Below are 16,131 nucleotides of genomic sequence, written 5' to 3' on the forward strand. Positions count from 1 at the left end.
CCCTGACGACATGATCTGTGAGGGGGCACAGAGTGCAGATCAAGCCGCGTCAGCATCTACTGGAGATGTGGCGGGCCATTGCCCGTCACTCCTTCGAGGAAGGCGAATGGTCCTGGGGAGAGTGGGGCGGCCGCAGCAGCGTCGCGGACGCGGAGCGGCTGCTCTGCCTTCTCTACCCCGCCACGGAGATCGACGCGTTCCGTCTCGACAACCCCGACACCACCCAGCCGGACGTGGCACACGCACTGGCCAAGGCCGGTGACACCACCGACATACCGTTGCGTCTGGTGGCGGCCCTCACCGACTTCATGGAGAAGCACCGGGACCAGGAGGGCCCCACCTTCGCCGGCGGTCACTACTACGCCCCTGCCGATCCCGAGCAGGAACTCACCACGGAGCAGCGGAACGTCGATGTCGTCGACTCCTACTCCATGTCGGTGAGTCTGTGTCTGGCCACGCTCGAATTCTGCAGGGGCTACCGGGCAAAGACCCAGCGAGGAGCCGCCCTCGCCCGCATAGAACAGCTCAGGCAACTCGCCGGCGCCCGGCTCACCGCCGCCATGGTGGGCCTGGTGCGCTCCTTCACCGTGAACGTCGTTGACATCTCCTCCGAGCAGGGGCAGACACTCGCCCGGCTGCTCGGCCGCGGTCGGCTCTCCGACCGGCAGGTGCTCCAGCGCTTCCAACACCATTTCACGTCGTTGCGTGCCCTGATCACGGAGAGCTTCACTCTCGGGCTGGACACCGAGGTGACCGACGAACTGCGCAACGAGAACCGGCTGTTCGAGTGCGGCTGGGCGTGGAGCGTGGTGCAGGGGGCACCGCAGATCGAGACGGAACCAGGGACCGCCCAGGCCATCGGCCGGCAGCCCCAGGGCGTCGCCTGCGGCGTGCCCTATCTCCATTTCACCGTCGTCGCCCTGGACGGCATCGTCGACCTCTTCTCCGATCGCACCTTCGTCCTCGGGCTGCTCGACGCCGAACAGCAGAAGCTGGCCGACGCTCTCCAGCTGCGCTGGGAGATCACCCAGCAGTACTGGTCCACCATCGCCCGCTTCGAGGAGGGTGCCTGGCCCCTGGAAGTGATCCCCTGGCGCACCACGCCCCGGTTGCCGGAATCGGCGTACTTCTCGCTCACCGCCGTCTCCATTCTGGTTCACGACCTGATGCGTCGTCGTACCACCGACCACAACCTCACGCGACTCGTCAGCGTCATGGAACGCCTTGCCGAACGCGGCGGGATCACCGGGGGCGTCAGCCGGGACGACCCCGCTGTCGGACTGCACAGCCCCGGGGTCACCATGCCACTGCTGGGCAGCAGCACACTGGGGCCGGAAATGACCTGGACGATGAGCGACTTCTCCACTCAGTTGTTCAAGCGGACCGTCCAACTGTGCGCCCTGTCACGGGACTTGGCCTCGGAGGATCGATTGCTCAGGCTCGCCGAGGACATTCTCGATCACATCTGGGGGCGTCGCATCAGGGAGGGCGAGGGAGTCGGCCTCTGGGACGACGTGCATGCCGTGCATCCCGAAGCCCCGATCGGCAAGGAACCACTGTCGTGGAGCATTACCGAGCGCGTCTGCGAGTGCATGGTGGCCGCGCACACCCTTTACGGCCGGGACCCGATCCGTAGTCTCGAACTGTCGGCACTGGCACGGTCGGTGATCAGCGAGGCTGCCCATCTTCTGGGCAAGGAACAAGAGGATCGCCCGGCACCGGCTCCCAGGAGCTCCCAGGGCGAACAGATCAAGACAGCGGAGGCAGACTTGCGCCGCGCCCGTCGGCTGGTCGACAAACAGCCCGGCACCGCCTACAAGTTGGCCCTCGGAGTTCTCGGCAGGCTCGACGTTCTCGCCCGTGCCCGTGAGACGGACTGAGGGAGTGTGATCCGTGCTCGTGTTCGCCGCCTCCGACAAGGGAGGCACGGGCCGCTCCGTGACGAGCGCCAACCTCGCGTACCACCTGGCCCTGGGCGGTGACGACGTCTGCTACCTGGACTTCGACTTCGGTTCCCCCACCGCGGCCACCGTGTTCGATGTGCCTGACGTCCTCGTCGAGGTCGAGGGGTACGGACTGCACTCGTATCTCCAGGGCAAGACCGGCAAACCGCGCCGCGTGGACGTCTGGGCCCGCACCGAGCACCCCGACCTGCGCAGCAGGCCCGGCGGTTCCGGCCGGCTCGTCCTGGTGCCGGGTGACCGCACCGGCGGGGAATTCGTCACCGACGAGGAGAACCTGCACCGCTGCGTCGATCTCCTGCTCGGCCTGAAACGCGAATTCGACGTCATCATCGTGGACTTGAGCGCCGGACGCAGTTACGCGATGGACCTCGCGCTCGTCGCCACCTCACCCCGCGGCGGGCTCGGCCGACTCAAGTCACGCTGGCTCGTCTATCACCGCTGGACCCGCCAGCATGTGATGGCCACCGCCGAACTCGTGTACGGAAAACAAGGAATTGTGCAGGCCGGTACAGCCATGGGGCATCCGTCCGACGCGCTCAACGGTTCGATCCGCTTCGTCCGGGCCGCCGTACCCGATCTCGAGTCCCCCCTGTGGTCACAGGTGTCTCCCGCTCAGTACGCGTGGATGCGCAAGTGCGACAAGGAGCTCGAGGAGCTGGCCGCGGGCCGCGGAATCGGCAAGACCCGGGTGCTGACCTCCATTCCCCTGGAACCCGTCCTGCAATGGCAGGAACGCCTCATCACCGACGAGGACGTGCACGACCGCAGGATCGCCAACAACGAGACCTGGCAGGCCATGGGAGATCTCGCCCAACGGGTGACCGACGACAGGTTCTGGGGGGAGCTGTGAACGGGTCCGCGGCCGTCTTCCGGGAGACCAGTGCCGAACCGCGCACGGAATCCGTGCCGTTCTCCCATCTCTCCCTGGAATTGGGCCACCTGTACATGGAGGACTTCGTCGAAGGGCCCGCCCGGCTGCGCCGGCACTTCGCCGCGGTGCGGCCCTGGGTGGAAGCCGCCCGGGCCGGCCTCGGCCCGCTGCCCGTCGGCCGGCGCCCCCGGATCAGCACCTGCTTCCTGATCGACGACTACTTCTCCCGGCTCTCCACCCCTGCCGAGCTGATACCGCCGCTCCTCGAGGCCGCCGCCGAAGCCGGGCTGACCATCGACTACCTGGCCCGCGAGTCGGGATGCGCCGTGGCCGACCCCGCGCACCGGGACCGGGCCGAACTCGCCGAGTCCGTCCTGCACCGGCTCGTGGAGTCACCGCCGCCCGGCAGCAACGGCTTCCGCCCGCCTGTCAGCCGTACCGGCTGGCTCACCAACGGCCGGCGCACCCCCGCACAGCGCACCTCCGCGGCCCTCGACTCCACCGGCACCGTCTGGCAGCCGCCCAGCGAGACCGGCGCCCGCGGCCACTCCGTCTTCATGGACGTCGAACTGTGGAACGGCCCCGAGGACGAGCGCACCTGGTCCTGCGCCTTCCTCGCCTCCGTCTGGCAGCTCGTCCGCCTCGGACTGCTGCGCGACAACGGCCGCGCGGTGCTCACCCCCACCCCCTGGGACGACAAGGAGTTCCCGGCCGAGTGGGACGCGCTGCCGCCCGTCCTGCGCCTCAACCCGCAGGCCGCGCCCTTCACCGCGTACATCACCTGCAGCGTGCTCCCCGCCCGCTTCCTGCCCGTCGAGCACGCCGTACGCGTCGTCCTCGACCAGGTCCAGGTCGAGGCCGAGGTGCTCGGCCAGGTTGCCGAGCGGTCCGCAGCGGAGGGCTTCGCCGTGCCCGCCGGGGTGGTGGACCGCACCTCCTACGTGTTCCCGCCGGGGCTGTGATGGGCGGCCTGGGCACCGACGACGGTCCCGTCCTCGTCTGCGGCGAGGTGCGCACCTGTCTGCTGCCCACTCGGGACGCGGTAGACGAGCGGGCCGCCGTGGAACTGCTGCGGCTGCGCGCCGACGAACGCGTACGGGTCTTCCGGCGCCCCGACCGGCACGCCGTCTCCCCGGAGGTCCTCACCGGCGTCGACTGCCTGCTGCCCACCGCCACCGGCGCCCGCAGCCGCGCGGTGGGCACCGTGACGGCCCGGGCGGCCCTCACCGAGGGGCGGGTCCTGCAGTCCACGGCGTACTTCTCCGCGCCCGCCTCCGGCCCCGACCGGCGGCAGCCCTGGGGCTACTACCTGGTCCGGCCCGGCTGTCTGGTGCCGGTCGGCCGGCTGCCCGAGAAGTCCGTCACCGAAGGCTTCCTCACCGGCCATCGACCGGGCGAGCTGGACGTCGGCTCCGTCGCGGAGAGCCTGCTCGCGAGGATCTCCCGGGAGCACCGGATCCTCGACTACGACACCCCGCTCACCACGGCCGACACCAGCCTGCGCTGGACGGCAGCGGCAGTCGCCGATGGTGAGGAGCCGGCCCTGCGGTTCACCGTGGCCGACGACGGTCTGCGAATCGTCGAACTGCGGCTGCCGCCCGGCACCGCGCCCGCCGCCGCGGCCGGGCTGTGCGAGGACCTCGCCCTGCACGACTGGCTGCTGACCACCGTCGCCGACAAACTCGACGGACTGCGGGTCGGCTCCGACGGCGACCGGGCCGTCCTGAAGGTGCTGCGGCCGCTCGTCGACCACCTGCTGCACCTGTGGATGCCGCGGGCCCGCGTCGACCCCACCCTGCGCACCGCCTGGGACGAACTGGAGAGGACCCCGGGCTTCAGCAGGCAGTGGAACGCCCTCGCCCAGCGCATCCGCGACCAACTGTCGCTCCACACCATTCGGTTGGGGAACGAGGTGCCGACCTCGCGCTGACCGGGCACCATCCTACGGACACCTGGCGGGGGGAGAGGCTGGCATGGACGGAGCATCGGGCACACCGGGACCGGCGACGGCGGGAGGGGTGCGGATAGCGCCCGTCGTGCTCAAGACACTCATCTCGGTTGTCGTGAGCACGGTCGCTTATGTGATCACCAATCTGGTGAACCAGTCCGGGGAGGAACTGTGGCAGCTCGCGGTGTCCATCGTCATCGGTGGTTCGGCACTCATCGTGCAGTACATGGTCGACTTCGAGCAGCGGCTGGCCACGATGGAGAGAGGCCAGCGACAGCGGACTCAAGAGCTTCACGATCACTTCGTCCGGCTGAGTGAGGCCGCCGGGCTGCTGAGCGAACTCGACCAGGCGGGTATGAGCGCCAGTGACGCGAGACGTCTGATCAGGAGTGCGAGCCTGGTGGGGTCGCAGGGTCCGGAGATAGCGAAGGCGTTCGCCCGTGCCGAGATAGAAAGTCTCGCCTCGGTCGTCACGGACCTGACCGGCATGACCGCCCACTGGCCGCGGGACAACAACGAGTGGCTCATCAGGCTCACCGAGTGCGCCCGGCGCACCATCGACGCCACGAGCAGCTCCGTGGACCGGCCCTTCTGGGACACGGATCCGGCGGGGGACTACCTGGACGCGCAGCTCGAGGCGATGCGGGTCTCCGGTGTGACCATCCGACGGCTCTTCATGATCAATGTCGCGGAGGAGAGCGACCTTGAGTTCATGGCCAGGTTCCTGGGGCTCTGCCGAGGACAGAGTGATCTCGGCATCAAGGTGCGCTACATGGTCCTCACTCGAAACCGGCACAACCGGGCGGCCGCACGAGACGTCGTGATCTTCGACGACTCGCTGTACCTGGAGTTCGAACCGGACCGGCAGCAGAGCAACCTCCAGACCAGACTCGACGCGGATGCCCGCCGGGTCGAGGGGCAGGTCAGGCGTTTCCACGACCTGTGGGAGGCGGCCACCGAACCCGAGCCGGCAGTCGGGCGCCCGACATCATGAAGAGGCTCCTTGTGGCTGCTGTGGTGGGTGGCCTCGTCTACCTGCTCACCGGCGTCGTCTCGTCCGACGACGAGGGCCCCTGGCAGCTCGTGCTCTCCGTGCTGTGCGGCGGCATCGTGCTGATCGAGCAGGTCCTGGTGTCGTTCGTGAACCAGATGCGCGCCGTGCAGGACTCGGTCGACCGGCGCTTCGCCGACATGGGCAGGGCCACCAAGCTGTTCAGCGAGGTGGAGAAGCTGCGCGGGGACGGGGTGCCGCGGCTCGCCGAGAACGCCACCAAGGTGGTCTCCAGCGGGCCCGGGATCCTGCACGACTTCGCCAACGAGGAGATCAACCGGCTCGCCGGAGTGATCGAAGACCTCATCAGCCTCAGCGCCGAGACTCCCGGCGAGAACCACGACTGGCTGATGACGCTCACCAAGTGCACCCGGCACAGCATCGACGCCATCAGCACCAGCGTTGTCGACGACGGCTTCTGGTCCACCGAACCCGCGAACCGCTATCTCACCGCCCAGCGCGAGGCGATCGTCGAGAGAAGCGTCACGGTCCGGCGCCTGTTCATCGTCAAGGAAGGCGAGGAGCGCGCTGCTCTGGCTCCCGTCTGCCAGGAGCAGCGGGAGCTGGGCATCGAGGTGCGTGTGGTGGCCCTGGACCAACTTCCGGCCCACCACCGCCGCGGCAACATGATCGACTTCATCGTCTTCGATCAGGCGCTGTCCTACGAGATCCACCCCGACCAGCTGGGGCTGAACTCCAGGACCGCCGTGAACGCCCGGCGCGAAGTGGTCCAGCCCCTGATGCGCCGGTTCGCGCAGCTGTGGGCGGCCGCCGCGGAACTCCAGCACACGCCCCCCGCCGCATAGGCGAGAATGGACGCCATGAGCCAGTTCCGCCCCCAGCGGCGCCGCGGCGGTGTGCGATGAGTCTCTTTCGGGACGACGGCATCGTCCTGCGGACCCAGAAGCTCGGCGAAGCCGACCGCATCATCACGCTGCTCACCCGCGGGCACGGCCGGGTGCGGGCGGTGGCTCGGGGGGTGCGGCGGACGAAGTCGAAGTTCGGGGCGCGGCTCGAGCCGTTCTCGCATGTCGACGTGCAGTTCTTCGCGCGGGGGAGCGAGCTGGTCGGGCGCGGGCTGCCGCTCTGCACGCAGAGCGAGACCATCGCGCCGTACGGCGGCGGGATCGTGACCGACTACGCGCGCTACACCGCAGGGACGGCCATGCTGGAGACCGCCGAGCGGTTCACCGACCACGAGGGCGAGCCGGCCGTGCAGCAGTACCTGCTGCTCGTCGGGGCGCTCAGGACGCTGGCCCGGGGCGAGCACGCCCCCCACCTCGTCCTCGACGCCTTCCTGCTGCGCTCCCTCGCCGTCAACGGCTACGCCCCCAGCTTCGACGCCTGCGCGAAGTGCGGAATGCCCGGCCCGAACCGGTTCTTCTCGGTCGCCTCCGGCGGCAGCGTCTGCGCCGACTGCCGGGTGGCCGGCAGCGTCGTACCCTCGCCGCAGACCCTGGTCCTGCTGGGCGCGCTGCTCACGGGAGACTGGGAGACCGCGGACGCGGCCGAGCCGCGGTACGTCCGGGAGGGGAGCGGACTGGTCTCCGCCTACCTGCACTGGCATCTGGAGCGCGGCCTGCGCTCCCTTCGGTACGTGGAAAAGTAAGTACGAGAAGCAAGTACGGAAAGTAAGTACAGAGGAGACGAGAAAGACATGGTCGTACGCGGGTTCCTGGGGCGGCAGCGTCGGGAGTACAAGGCGCCGGAGCCGCACCCGTCCGGCGCCCGCGCGCCGAAGCTCCCCGGTGAGCTGGTCCCCGAGCACGTGGCGATCGTCATGGACGGCAACGGCCGCTGGGCCAAGGAGCGCGGGCTGCCCCGCACCGAGGGCCACAAGGTCGGCGCCGAGCGCGTCCTCGACGTCCTCCAGGGCGCGGTCGAGATCGGTGTCCGCAACATCTCCCTGTACGCCTTCTCCACCGAGAACTGGAAGCGCTCGCCCGACGAGGTCCGCTTCCTGATGAACTTCAACCGCGACTTCATCCGCAAGACCCGCGACGAGCTCGACGCCCTCGGTATCCGGGTGCGCTGGGTGGGCCGGATGCCCAAGCTGTGGAAGTCGGTCGCCAAGGAGCTCCAGGTCGCCCAGGAGCAGACCAAGGACAACGACCGCCTCACCCTGTACTTCTGCATGAACTACGGCGGGCGGGCGGAGATCGCCGACGCGGCGCAGGCGCTGGCGGAGGACGTGAAGGCGGGGCGCCTCGACCCCTCCAAGATCACCGAGAAGACCCTCGCGAAGTACCTGTACTACCCGGACATGCCGGACGTCGACCTGTTCCTGCGGCCGAGCGGCGAGCAGCGCACCTCCAACTACCTGATCTGGCAGAGCGCGTACGCCGAGATGGTCTTCCAGGACGTGCTGTGGCCGGACTTCGACCGGCGCGACCTGTGGCGGGCGTGCATCGAGTTCGCCTCCCGGGACCGCCGCTTCGGCGGCGCGATCCCGAACGAGGAACTCTTGGCCATGGAGGGAAGCACTCCTGACCAGGAGGTCACTTCGTAGCCTCCGCGCGTTCACCGGGCTCGCCGACGCTGCGGGAGATCGTCTCCGGTCTCCCGCTAGGTCCTAGGTCTCCCACCAGTCGAAACGGCCCGTACATGAACCGCGTCACCCCCGCCCTAGGCGCCCTGGTGCTCACCGCGCTGCCCGCCCACGCCTCCGACGCCGCCCCGCGTCCGGCACACCGCGACAGCTACGGCACCAAGGCCACGTACGCGCCCGAGCAGAGCGCGCACTCCTACCAGCGCCCCCCGGCCGGCTTCACCCCCGTCTTCACGGAGAACGTCTCCCGGCACGGCTCCCGCTCCGCGACCGACGGCGAGGACGGCGACCTGATCCTCGCCCTGTGGGACAAGGCGGAGGCGGTCGGCCAACTCACCGGCAAGGGCGAGGAGTTCGGCCCGAAGGTCCGCGCGCTCCAGGCCGCCATGGCGAAGATCGGCTACGGCAGTCTCAGCGGCCTCGGCAAGCAGGAGATCCACGACACGGCCGTCCGTACGGCGCATCGCCTGCCGTCCCTCTTCGCAGGCATCGCGCGCGACGGCGAGAAGATCGACGTCGTCAGCTCGGGCCAGGGCCGGGCCGTCGACAGCGCCAACGTGTACGCGGCCGCCCTCGCCGACACCGACCCGGACCTGAAGCCCCTCATCGGCGCGACCCGCACCGACAAGGACCTGCTGTACTTCCACAAGGCGGCCGGCGGCGCGGCGTACCGCGACTACATCGCGAACGACCAGCGCCTCGCGAGCACCCTCGCGTCCCTCACCGACCAGCCGAGGACCCACGAGGCCGCCCACAGCGTCCTGCGGCGCCTGTTCACCTCCGCCTTCGTCGACCAGCTCTCCACCGCCGACCAGGTCGCCGCCGCCACGGCCGTCTACAACCTGTACGCCATCGCCCCCGCGATGGCCGAGGAGTCCCCGGACGGCGAGGGCTGGGGGATGCAGCGGTACATCTCCACCTCCGACGCTGCCTGGTTCGGCTACCTCAGCGACACCGAGGACTTCTACGAGAAGGGCCCCGGCTTCGCCGACAGCGACATCACGTACAAGATGGCGGACGTCCTCCTCGACGACTTCTTCCGCCAGGTGGAGGCCAAGAAGGCCGGCACCAGCACCCTCGGCGCCGAACTCCGCTTCACCCACGCCGAGGAGATCATCCCGCTGGCCGCCCTGATGGGCCTGCCCGGCAGCACGAAGCCGGCGACACCGACCGCCCCGTACACCTACGCCACCAACCCCTGGCGCGGCGCCGAGGTCGCCCCCCTCGGCTCCAACATCCAGTGGGACGTCTTCAAGAAGGGCGACGACTACCTGGTCCGCATGCTCTACAACGAGAAGGAGACAGCCTTCAAGGCCGCCTGCCACCCCGTCTCCAAGGGCAGCAAGTTCTACGACCTGAACGAACTGGAGCACTGCTTCAACCGCGGCTGAGCACCCCGGCTCAACCCCCGGAGGCCGTCGCACACTCCGCACAGGTCCCGAAGATCTCCACCGTATGCGCCACGTTCACATACCCGTGCTCCGCCGCGATCGCCTCCGCCCACTTCTCCACTGCCGGTCCCTCCACCTCGACCGCCTTGCCGCAGGCGCGGCAGACGAGGTGGTGGTGGTGGTCGCCGGTGGAGCAGCGGCGGTAGACGGACTCGCCGTCGGAGGTGCGCAGGACGTCGACCTCGCCGGCGTCGGCGAGGGACTGGAGGGTGCGGTACACGGTGGTCAGGCCGACCGAGTCGCCCTTGTGCTTGAGCATGTCGTGGAGATCCTGCGCGCTGCGGAACTCGTCGACCTCGTTCAGCGCCGCCGAGACGGCGGCCCGCTGCCGGGTGGCGCGGCCCTTCACGGGCGGTCCAGCGGTCGTCACCGTTGCCTCCTCACGTCTGCGGCTTGCCGGGCCATTGTGCCAGCCCGGCCTGTGCCCGGTCAGACGCCGACTCCCTCGCCGGCTCCTCGTGTGGCCGGAATCGCGCACTCCGCCGGGTCGCCGGCGGGTGCGGAGGCCGCGCGGGCACGGGCGCGGCGGCGGGCCAGGGGGGCGGCCAGCGCGCTGAGCGCGATGAACGCGGCGATGGTCAGCAGGACGATGGTCGCGCCGGGCGGGACGTCCTGGTAGTACGAGGTCACCGTGCCGCCGATCGTCACCGTCACGCCGATCGTCACGGCGATCGCGAAGGTCGCGGCGAAGCTGCGGCTGAGCTGCTGGGCGGCGGCCACGGGGACCACCATCAGGGCCGACACCAGCAGCAGGCCCACGACGCGCATCGCGACGGTGACCGTCACGGCCGCCGTGACCGCGGTCAGCAGGTTCAGGGCGCGGACCGGGAGGCCGGTCACCCTGGCGAACTCCTCGTCCTGGCTGACAGCGAAGAGCTGGCGGCGCAGGCCGAGGGTGACCAGGACGACGAAGGCGGCCAGGAGGCAGATCGCCGTCACGTCGGACTCCGACACGGTCGACAGGGAGCCGAAGAGGTACGACGTCAGATTGGCGTTGGAGCCGCCCGGGGCGAGGTTGATGAACATCACGCCGCCGGCCATGCCGCCGTAGAAGAGCATGGCGAGGGCGATGTCGCCGCGGGTCCTGCCGTACCAGCGGATCAGTTCCATCAGCACCGCGCCGAGGACCGAGACCGCCGTCGCCATCCAGACCGGGGACGCGGAGAGCAGGAAGCCGAGGCCGACGCCGGTCATCGCGACATGGCCGATGCCGTCGCCCATCAGGGCCTGGCGGCGCTGGACCAGGTAGATGCCGACGGCGGGGGCGGTGATGCCGACCAGGACGGCGGCGAGCAGGGCCCGCTGCATGAATGCGTAGTCGAGGAAGTCCATTACAAGTCCGTCAGCTCAGCAGGCCGGTGCGCATCGGCTCGTGGTCATGGGGGTGGACGTGGTCGTGGCCGGGCAGGGCGTGCTGGCCGACGGCCTTCGGGGGCGGGCCGTCGTGCTGCACACAGCCGTCGCGCAGGACGACCGCCCGGTCGATCAGGGGCTCCAGGGGGCCCAGTTCGTGCAGGACGAGGAGGACCGTCGTACCGGCCGCGACCTGGTCCTTGAGGGTCCGCGCCAGGACCTCCTGGCTCGCCAGGTCCACGCCCGCCATCGGCTCGTCCATGATCAGCAGCTCGGGCTCGGAGGCGAGGGCGCGGGCGATCAGGACGCGCTGGTGCTGGCCGCCGGAGAGCGCGTCGACGTTGTCCTTGGCCCGGTCCGCCATGCCGACCAGGTCCAGGGCGTGCCGTACGGCGTCCCGGTCGGCCTTGCGGAAGACGCCGAAGCGGGTGCGGGACAGACGGCCGGAGGAGACGACCTCCGTCACGGTGGCGGGGACGCCGCCGGCGGCCGTGGTGCGCTGGGGGACGTACCCGACCCGCGCCCAGTCCCGGAACCGATTCCGCGCGGTGCCGAACAGCTCGACCTCACCGGCGGTGACCGGCACCTGCCCGATGACGGTCCGCACGGCCGTCGACTTGCCGGAGCCGTTGGCGCCGAGCAGCGCGACGACCTCACCGCGGTGCACGGTGAGGTCGATGCCTCGCAGGACGGGCCGCGAGCCCAGGTCGGCGCGGACCCCGCGCAGGGAAATGACGGGCTCGGTCATGCCGCTCTCCGATCGGCTGGTCACTTGGCTCCCAGGGCCGTCTGCAGCGCCTTGAGATTCGCCCTCTGGACCGAGAAGTAGTTGTTGCCCCGGGACTTGTCCGTGATGCCCTCGATCGGGTCGAGGACGTCCGTCTTCAGTCCGGCGTCGGAGGCGATGGTCTTCGCGGTCTTGTCGCTGACGAGCGTCTCGTAGAACACGGTGGTGACGCCGTCGGCCTTCGCCATCTTCTCAAGCTCCTTCACGCGGGCGGCGCTGGGCTCCGACTCGGGGTCGAGGCCGTTGATGGCCTCCTCGGTCAGGCCGTAGCGCTCGGCGAGGTAGCCGAAGGCGGCGTGGGTGGTGATGAAGACCTTGGTCTTCGTGTCCGCGAGCCCGGTCTTGAACTCGGTGTTCAGGTCGTCGAGCTTCTTCACCAGGGTCGCGGTGTTGGCCTTGTAGTCGGCCGCGTGGTCCGGGTCGGCCTTCTCGAAGGCCTTGCCGACGCCCTCGGCGACCTGGGCGTAGCGCACCGGGTCGAGCCAGATGTGGGGGTCGAGGCCGGACAGCTCCTCGTCCTCGTGGTCGTCGTGCTCGGCCGCGTGGCCGCCGACTTCGTTGCCGTGCTTCTCCAGCGAGGTGAGGGTGGAGGCGTCGATCTTCGTCTTGACCTCGGACTGGGCCACCGCGTCGTCGACGGAGGGCTGGAGGTTCTTGAGGTAGAGCACCGCGTCGGACTCCTGGAGCTGCGCGGTCTGCTTGGCGCTGATCTCCAGGTCGTGCGGCTCCTGGCCGGGCTCGGTCAGGCTGGTGACGTTCACATGGTCCCCGCCTATCTGCTGGGCGAGGAAGGCCATCGGGTAGAACGACGCGACGACGTCGAACTTGTCCGTGTTGCCGGCGGCGCTCGCGCCCGAGCAGGCGGTGAGGGTGCCGAGGCCGAGGGCGGTGACCGCCGCGAGGGCGGTGCCCGGTATGAGTCGTCGTACGTTCATGACAGTCATTTTCAACAAATATGGAAACCGTTGTCAACAAGCCTCCGCGCGGGAACCGATTTGGTCGAGGGGGAGCCCCCGCCGGTACCCTGAATCATTCGCTGGAAGCATCTCCGCTTCGTCGCCCGTCGTCGTTATGAAGAGAGCACCGTGGCCGCCGACAAGATCGACACCATCGTCAGCCTGAGCAAGCGCCGTGGCTTCGTATTCCCCTGCAGTGAGATCTACGGCGGCCAGCGTGCCGCCTGGGACTACGGACCGCTGGGTGTCGAGCTCAAGGAGAACCTGAAGCGCCAGTGGTGGCGCTACATGGTGACGTCGCGCGAGGACGTGGTCGGTATCGACTCGTCCGTCATCCTGGCCCCCGAGGTCTGGGTCGCCTCCGGTCACGTCGCCACCTTCACCGACCCGCTGACCGAGTGCACCTCCTGCCACAAGCGGTTCCGCGCGGACCACCTGGAGGAGGCCTACGAGGCCAAGCACAACCGCCTCCCGGAGAACGGCCTGGCGGACCTCAACTGCCCCAACTGCGGCAACAAGGGCACCTTCACCGAGCCCAAGCAGTTCTCGGGCCTGCTCTCCACCCACCTCGGCCCCACCCAGGACTCCGGCTCGATCGCCTACCTGCGCCCCGAGACCGCCCAGGGCATCTTCACCAACTTCGCCCAGGTGCAGACCACCTCGCGCCGCAAGCCGCCGTTCGGCATCGCGCAGATGGGCAAGTCCTTCCGCAACGAGATCACGCCCGGCAACTTCATCTTCCGCACCCGCGAGTTCGAGCAGATGGAGATGGAGTTCTTCGTCAAGCCGGGCGAGGACGAGAAGTGGCAGGAGTACTGGATGGAGCAGCGCTGGAACTGGTACACCGGCCTGGGCCTGCGCGAGGAGAACATGCGGTGGTACGAGCACCCGAAGGAGAAGCTCTCCCACTACTCCAAGCGCACCGCTGACATCGAGTACCGCTTCCAGTTCGGCGGCAACGAGTGGGGCGAGCTCGAGGGCGTCGCCAACCGCACCGACTACGACCTCGGCGCGCACTCCAAGGCCTCCGGCCAGGACCTCTCCTACTTCGACCAGGAGGCCGGCGAGCGCTGGACTCCGTACGTCATCGAGCCCGCGGCCGGTGTCGGCCGCGCGATGCTCGCCTTCCTCCTGGACGCCTACGTCGAGGACGAGGCCCCCAACGCCAAGGGCAAGCTGGAGAAGCGCACGGTGCTGCGCCTCGACCACCGCCTGGCCCCCGTGAAGGTCGCGGTCCTGCCCCTTTCGAGGAACCCCGAACTGTCCCCGAAGGCCAAGGGCCTCGCCGCCGCGCTGCGCCAGCACTGGAACATCGAGTTCGACGACGCGGGCGCGATCGGCCGCCGCTACCGCCGCCAGGACGAGATCGGTACGCCGTACTGCGTCACCGTCGACTTCGACACCCTGGACGACAACGCGGTCACCGTCCGCGAGCGTGACTCCATGAAGCAGGAGCGCGTGTCGCTGGACCAGATCGAGGGCTACCTGGCCGGGCGCCTCGTCGGCGCGTAGCCGCCCACGGCAGTCAGCAGCGAACGAGGCCGGTCCCGGCGGGGAGTACCCGTCGGGACCGGCCTCGTGCTGTGGGGTGGTGGGGGTCAGCTCGGGGAGATGGCGTTCAGGATCGCCTCTGTGACGTGGTCGGCGGCGTTGCGGTGGCCCCGGGCGTTGGGGTGTACGAGGGCCGTCTGGTCGGGGACGCGGGTGAAGAGGCCCTCGACCCACTTGCCGGTGTCGCAGACGCTGTGGTTCTGGGAAGAGTCGGAGAGGTTCACGAAGCCGGCGGAGTCCTGTGTGCCGGTCGATTTCTCGATGACCTTGTTGAGGGGTTCCAGGACGTCCTGGCGGAGCCAGTCCAGGTCACCCTGGGTGATCGGGCCGAACTGCTCCAGGTCGTTGTACCGGCACTTCGAGGTGTCCTCGGGGATGACCGTGGGGTAGCCGACGGTCAGGATCTTGGCGTGCGGGGCCTTCTCGTGGAGCACGGTGAGCATCTCGTCGTAGTCCTTGCCCACCTTGGTCAGCTTGGCGGGGATGTTGTCGGCCAGGTCGTCCTTGCACGGGGTGCCCACGCCGCCGCTGCCCGAGCCCAGTTGCAGGCAGGTCATGAGGATGTCGGCGAACCCGAGGGTGTTGCCGCCCACGCCGACGGTGATCACGTCGGTGCCGGGCTTGACCGCCTCGGACTGAGGAGGCACCGGGGGGAACGGGTAGTCCGGGTCCTCGGAGAACGGTGGCAGGTGGCGGCCGATCGGCTCCTGGGCCCTGAAGGTGACGTCCTCGATCGTGGCGGCGCCGCAGCTCACGTTGGTCAGGTCGATGAGCCCGCCGAGGTCGCGGTCGATGACCTGGGGGTAGGACCGGTCGGTGCGCTCGCAGCCGTCGCGGGGGACTTCGAAGGTGTCTCCGGAGGCCGGGATCACCCCGGCGGTGTAGGAGTCGCCCAGGGCGACCCAGTCGTAGGACGCCGCGGCGGCGGGTTGCGCCCCGGCGAGTTGTGCTGGAGCGAGGGCGCCCGCGGTGAGAACCGCGGCCGAGCCGAGCAGGGCGAGTCGAGTACGGGAGCTTGCCACGAATCCTCCAGGGAGGCGGGGTTGGCGTCCCTTTGACCGTACGTGCGACGTTACTTTGCGCACTAGATCCAATACCGACAGTTACCTACGGTGGGGTCCAGGGGTGTTTCGGGAGCGTTCCGAGCGGACGCTTCCGGTGTGACGGCCATGCGTGATCATCGCTTGTCGGACCGGTGCGGTATGTGAGCGATGGGGAAGAGGATTCCTGTCGTCCGGTACGGCTACGGTCGGTGACGCGGCATCGGCGGCTGGCCTATTCGCGATCATCGGCGGGCGGGCGGCGCAGGCCGAGCATGAAGGGGCCGTCGGTGCGGGGGCGCGCGTTCACCGCGCGGAGGTTCGCTTGCAGCCGCTCCCGTTCCGTGGCCGGCCGCAGTGCGGCGGGGTCGGCCTCCCACTCCCGGCCGCCGCCGACGGGGCGGAGCATCGCGTAGGGGCCGGAGCGGTCCTGGTACTCGCCGACCTTGTCCGTGGCGGGGTCGTAGAGGAGGGCGCCGGGTTCGTGCTGCATGGGGTCACTCCTTTTACCCAACTTCCATACGAAATGTGAGGGTTGGGTTACTCTGGGTGGTGGGGGCTGTCATCAGGATGGCCCCTGGAGACGGGTCGGCATGCCGCTGACGAGGGGT

General features: G+C 69.2%; 16 protein-coding genes. 10 read left to right on the forward strand and 6 right to left on the reverse strand.

Annotated features, from left to right (window positions below; all coding sequences use genetic code 11):
- Window positions 1-32: 32 nt before the first annotated feature.
- The 9 genes from ACIRF9_RS02945 to ACIRF9_RS02985 all read left to right on the forward strand — a co-directional run bounded on the left by ACIRF9_RS02945 (window position 33) and on the right by ACIRF9_RS02985 (window position 9,773).
- The gene (locus ACIRF9_RS02945; RefSeq protein ID WP_403815300.1) at window positions 33-1,880 is read left to right on the forward strand and encodes an SCO2524 family protein; all 1,848 of its coding nucleotides are present in this window, start codon (window positions 33-35) and stop codon (window positions 1,878-1,880) included.
- Window positions 1,881-1,893: 13 nt separating this feature from the next.
- Entirely contained in the window at window positions 1,894-2,814 is a 921-nt protein-coding gene (locus tag ACIRF9_RS02950; RefSeq protein ID WP_403815303.1) for an SCO2523 family variant P-loop protein, read from the forward strand.
- A complete protein-coding gene (locus ACIRF9_RS02955) occupies window positions 2,811-3,797 on the forward strand; it encodes an SCO2522 family protein (RefSeq protein ID WP_403815305.1) in 987 nt (328 codons plus the stop codon). The genes ACIRF9_RS02950 and ACIRF9_RS02955 overlap by 4 nt, the downstream gene beginning before the upstream one ends.
- Entirely contained in the window at window positions 3,797-4,765 is a 969-nt protein-coding gene (locus ACIRF9_RS02960) for an SCO2521 family protein (RefSeq protein WP_403815308.1), read from the forward strand. Before ACIRF9_RS02955 ends, ACIRF9_RS02960 begins: the two co-directional genes overlap by 1 nt.
- Window positions 4,766-4,808: 43 nt before the next feature.
- Complete coding sequence (locus tag ACIRF9_RS02965; RefSeq protein ID WP_403815311.1) at window positions 4,809-5,777, forward strand: DUF6879 family protein; 969 nt, start codon at window positions 4,809-4,811, stop codon at window positions 5,775-5,777.
- A gap of 11 nt (window positions 5,778-5,788) precedes the next feature.
- On the forward strand, window positions 5,789-6,640 hold the full coding sequence (locus ACIRF9_RS02970; RefSeq protein WP_403815314.1) for a DUF6879 family protein: 852 nt from the start codon (window positions 5,789-5,791) through the stop codon (window positions 6,638-6,640).
- Between the two features lie 56 nt (window positions 6,641-6,696).
- Complete coding sequence (recO, locus tag ACIRF9_RS02975) at window positions 6,697-7,443, forward strand: DNA repair protein RecO (protein ID WP_403815317.1); 747 nt, start codon at window positions 6,697-6,699, stop codon at window positions 7,441-7,443.
- A 48-nt stretch (window positions 7,444-7,491) separates the two neighbouring features.
- Window positions 7,492-8,343 (forward strand): isoprenyl transferase, encoded by an 852-nt coding sequence (locus tag ACIRF9_RS02980; RefSeq protein WP_403815320.1) that lies wholly within the window; start codon window positions 7,492-7,494, stop codon window positions 8,341-8,343.
- Between the two features lie 95 nt (window positions 8,344-8,438).
- Window positions 8,439-9,773 (forward strand): histidine-type phosphatase, encoded by a 1,335-nt coding sequence (locus ACIRF9_RS02985; protein WP_403815323.1) that lies wholly within the window; start codon window positions 8,439-8,441, stop codon window positions 9,771-9,773.
- A gap of 10 nt (window positions 9,774-9,783) precedes the next feature.
- Here the strand turns inward: ACIRF9_RS02985 and ACIRF9_RS02990 are convergent, their stop codons facing one another.
- Genes ACIRF9_RS02990 through ACIRF9_RS03005 form a run of 4 tightly spaced genes read right to left on the reverse strand, consistent with a single transcriptional unit; the run spans window position 9,784 to window position 12,908 of the window.
- Window positions 9,784-10,203 carry a Fur family transcriptional regulator gene (locus ACIRF9_RS02990; RefSeq protein WP_403815326.1) on the reverse strand — a complete coding sequence of 140 codons (420 nt, stop codon included), beginning with the start codon at window positions 10,201-10,203 and terminating at the stop codon, window positions 9,784-9,786.
- 59 nt (window positions 10,204-10,262) lie between these two features.
- Window positions 10,263-11,165, reverse strand: a complete 903-nt coding sequence (locus tag ACIRF9_RS02995) for a metal ABC transporter permease (RefSeq protein WP_403815329.1) — start codon at window positions 11,163-11,165, stop codon at window positions 10,263-10,265.
- Between the two features lie 10 nt (window positions 11,166-11,175).
- Entirely contained in the window at window positions 11,176-11,934 is a 759-nt protein-coding gene (locus ACIRF9_RS03000) for a metal ABC transporter ATP-binding protein (RefSeq protein WP_403815332.1), read from the reverse strand.
- Between the two features lie 20 nt (window positions 11,935-11,954).
- Entirely contained in the window at window positions 11,955-12,908 is a 954-nt protein-coding gene (locus ACIRF9_RS03005; RefSeq protein WP_403815335.1) for a metal ABC transporter substrate-binding protein, read from the reverse strand.
- Between the two features lie 150 nt (window positions 12,909-13,058).
- Here ACIRF9_RS03005 and ACIRF9_RS03010 point away from each other — a divergent pair, with 150 nt between their 5' ends.
- Window positions 13,059-14,441, forward strand: a complete 1,383-nt coding sequence (locus ACIRF9_RS03010) for a glycine--tRNA ligase (protein ID WP_403815338.1) — start codon at window positions 13,059-13,061, stop codon at window positions 14,439-14,441.
- An 86-nt stretch (window positions 14,442-14,527) separates the two neighbouring features.
- Here the strand turns inward: ACIRF9_RS03010 and ACIRF9_RS03015 are convergent, their stop codons facing one another.
- Complete coding sequence (locus tag ACIRF9_RS03015; RefSeq protein WP_403815340.1) at window positions 14,528-15,502, reverse strand: SGNH/GDSL hydrolase family protein; 975 nt, start codon at window positions 15,500-15,502, stop codon at window positions 14,528-14,530.
- Between the two features lie 253 nt (window positions 15,503-15,755).
- Window positions 15,756-16,013 carry a hypothetical protein gene (locus ACIRF9_RS03020; RefSeq protein WP_403815343.1) on the reverse strand — a complete coding sequence of 86 codons (258 nt, stop codon included), beginning with the start codon at window positions 16,011-16,013 and terminating at the stop codon, window positions 15,756-15,758.
- Window positions 16,014-16,131 lie beyond the last annotated feature (118 nt).

The sequence above is a fragment of the Streptomyces sp. NPDC096132 genome, from assembly GCF_044763345.1.
GTDB lineage: Bacteria > Actinomycetota > Actinomycetes > Streptomycetales > Streptomycetaceae > Streptomyces.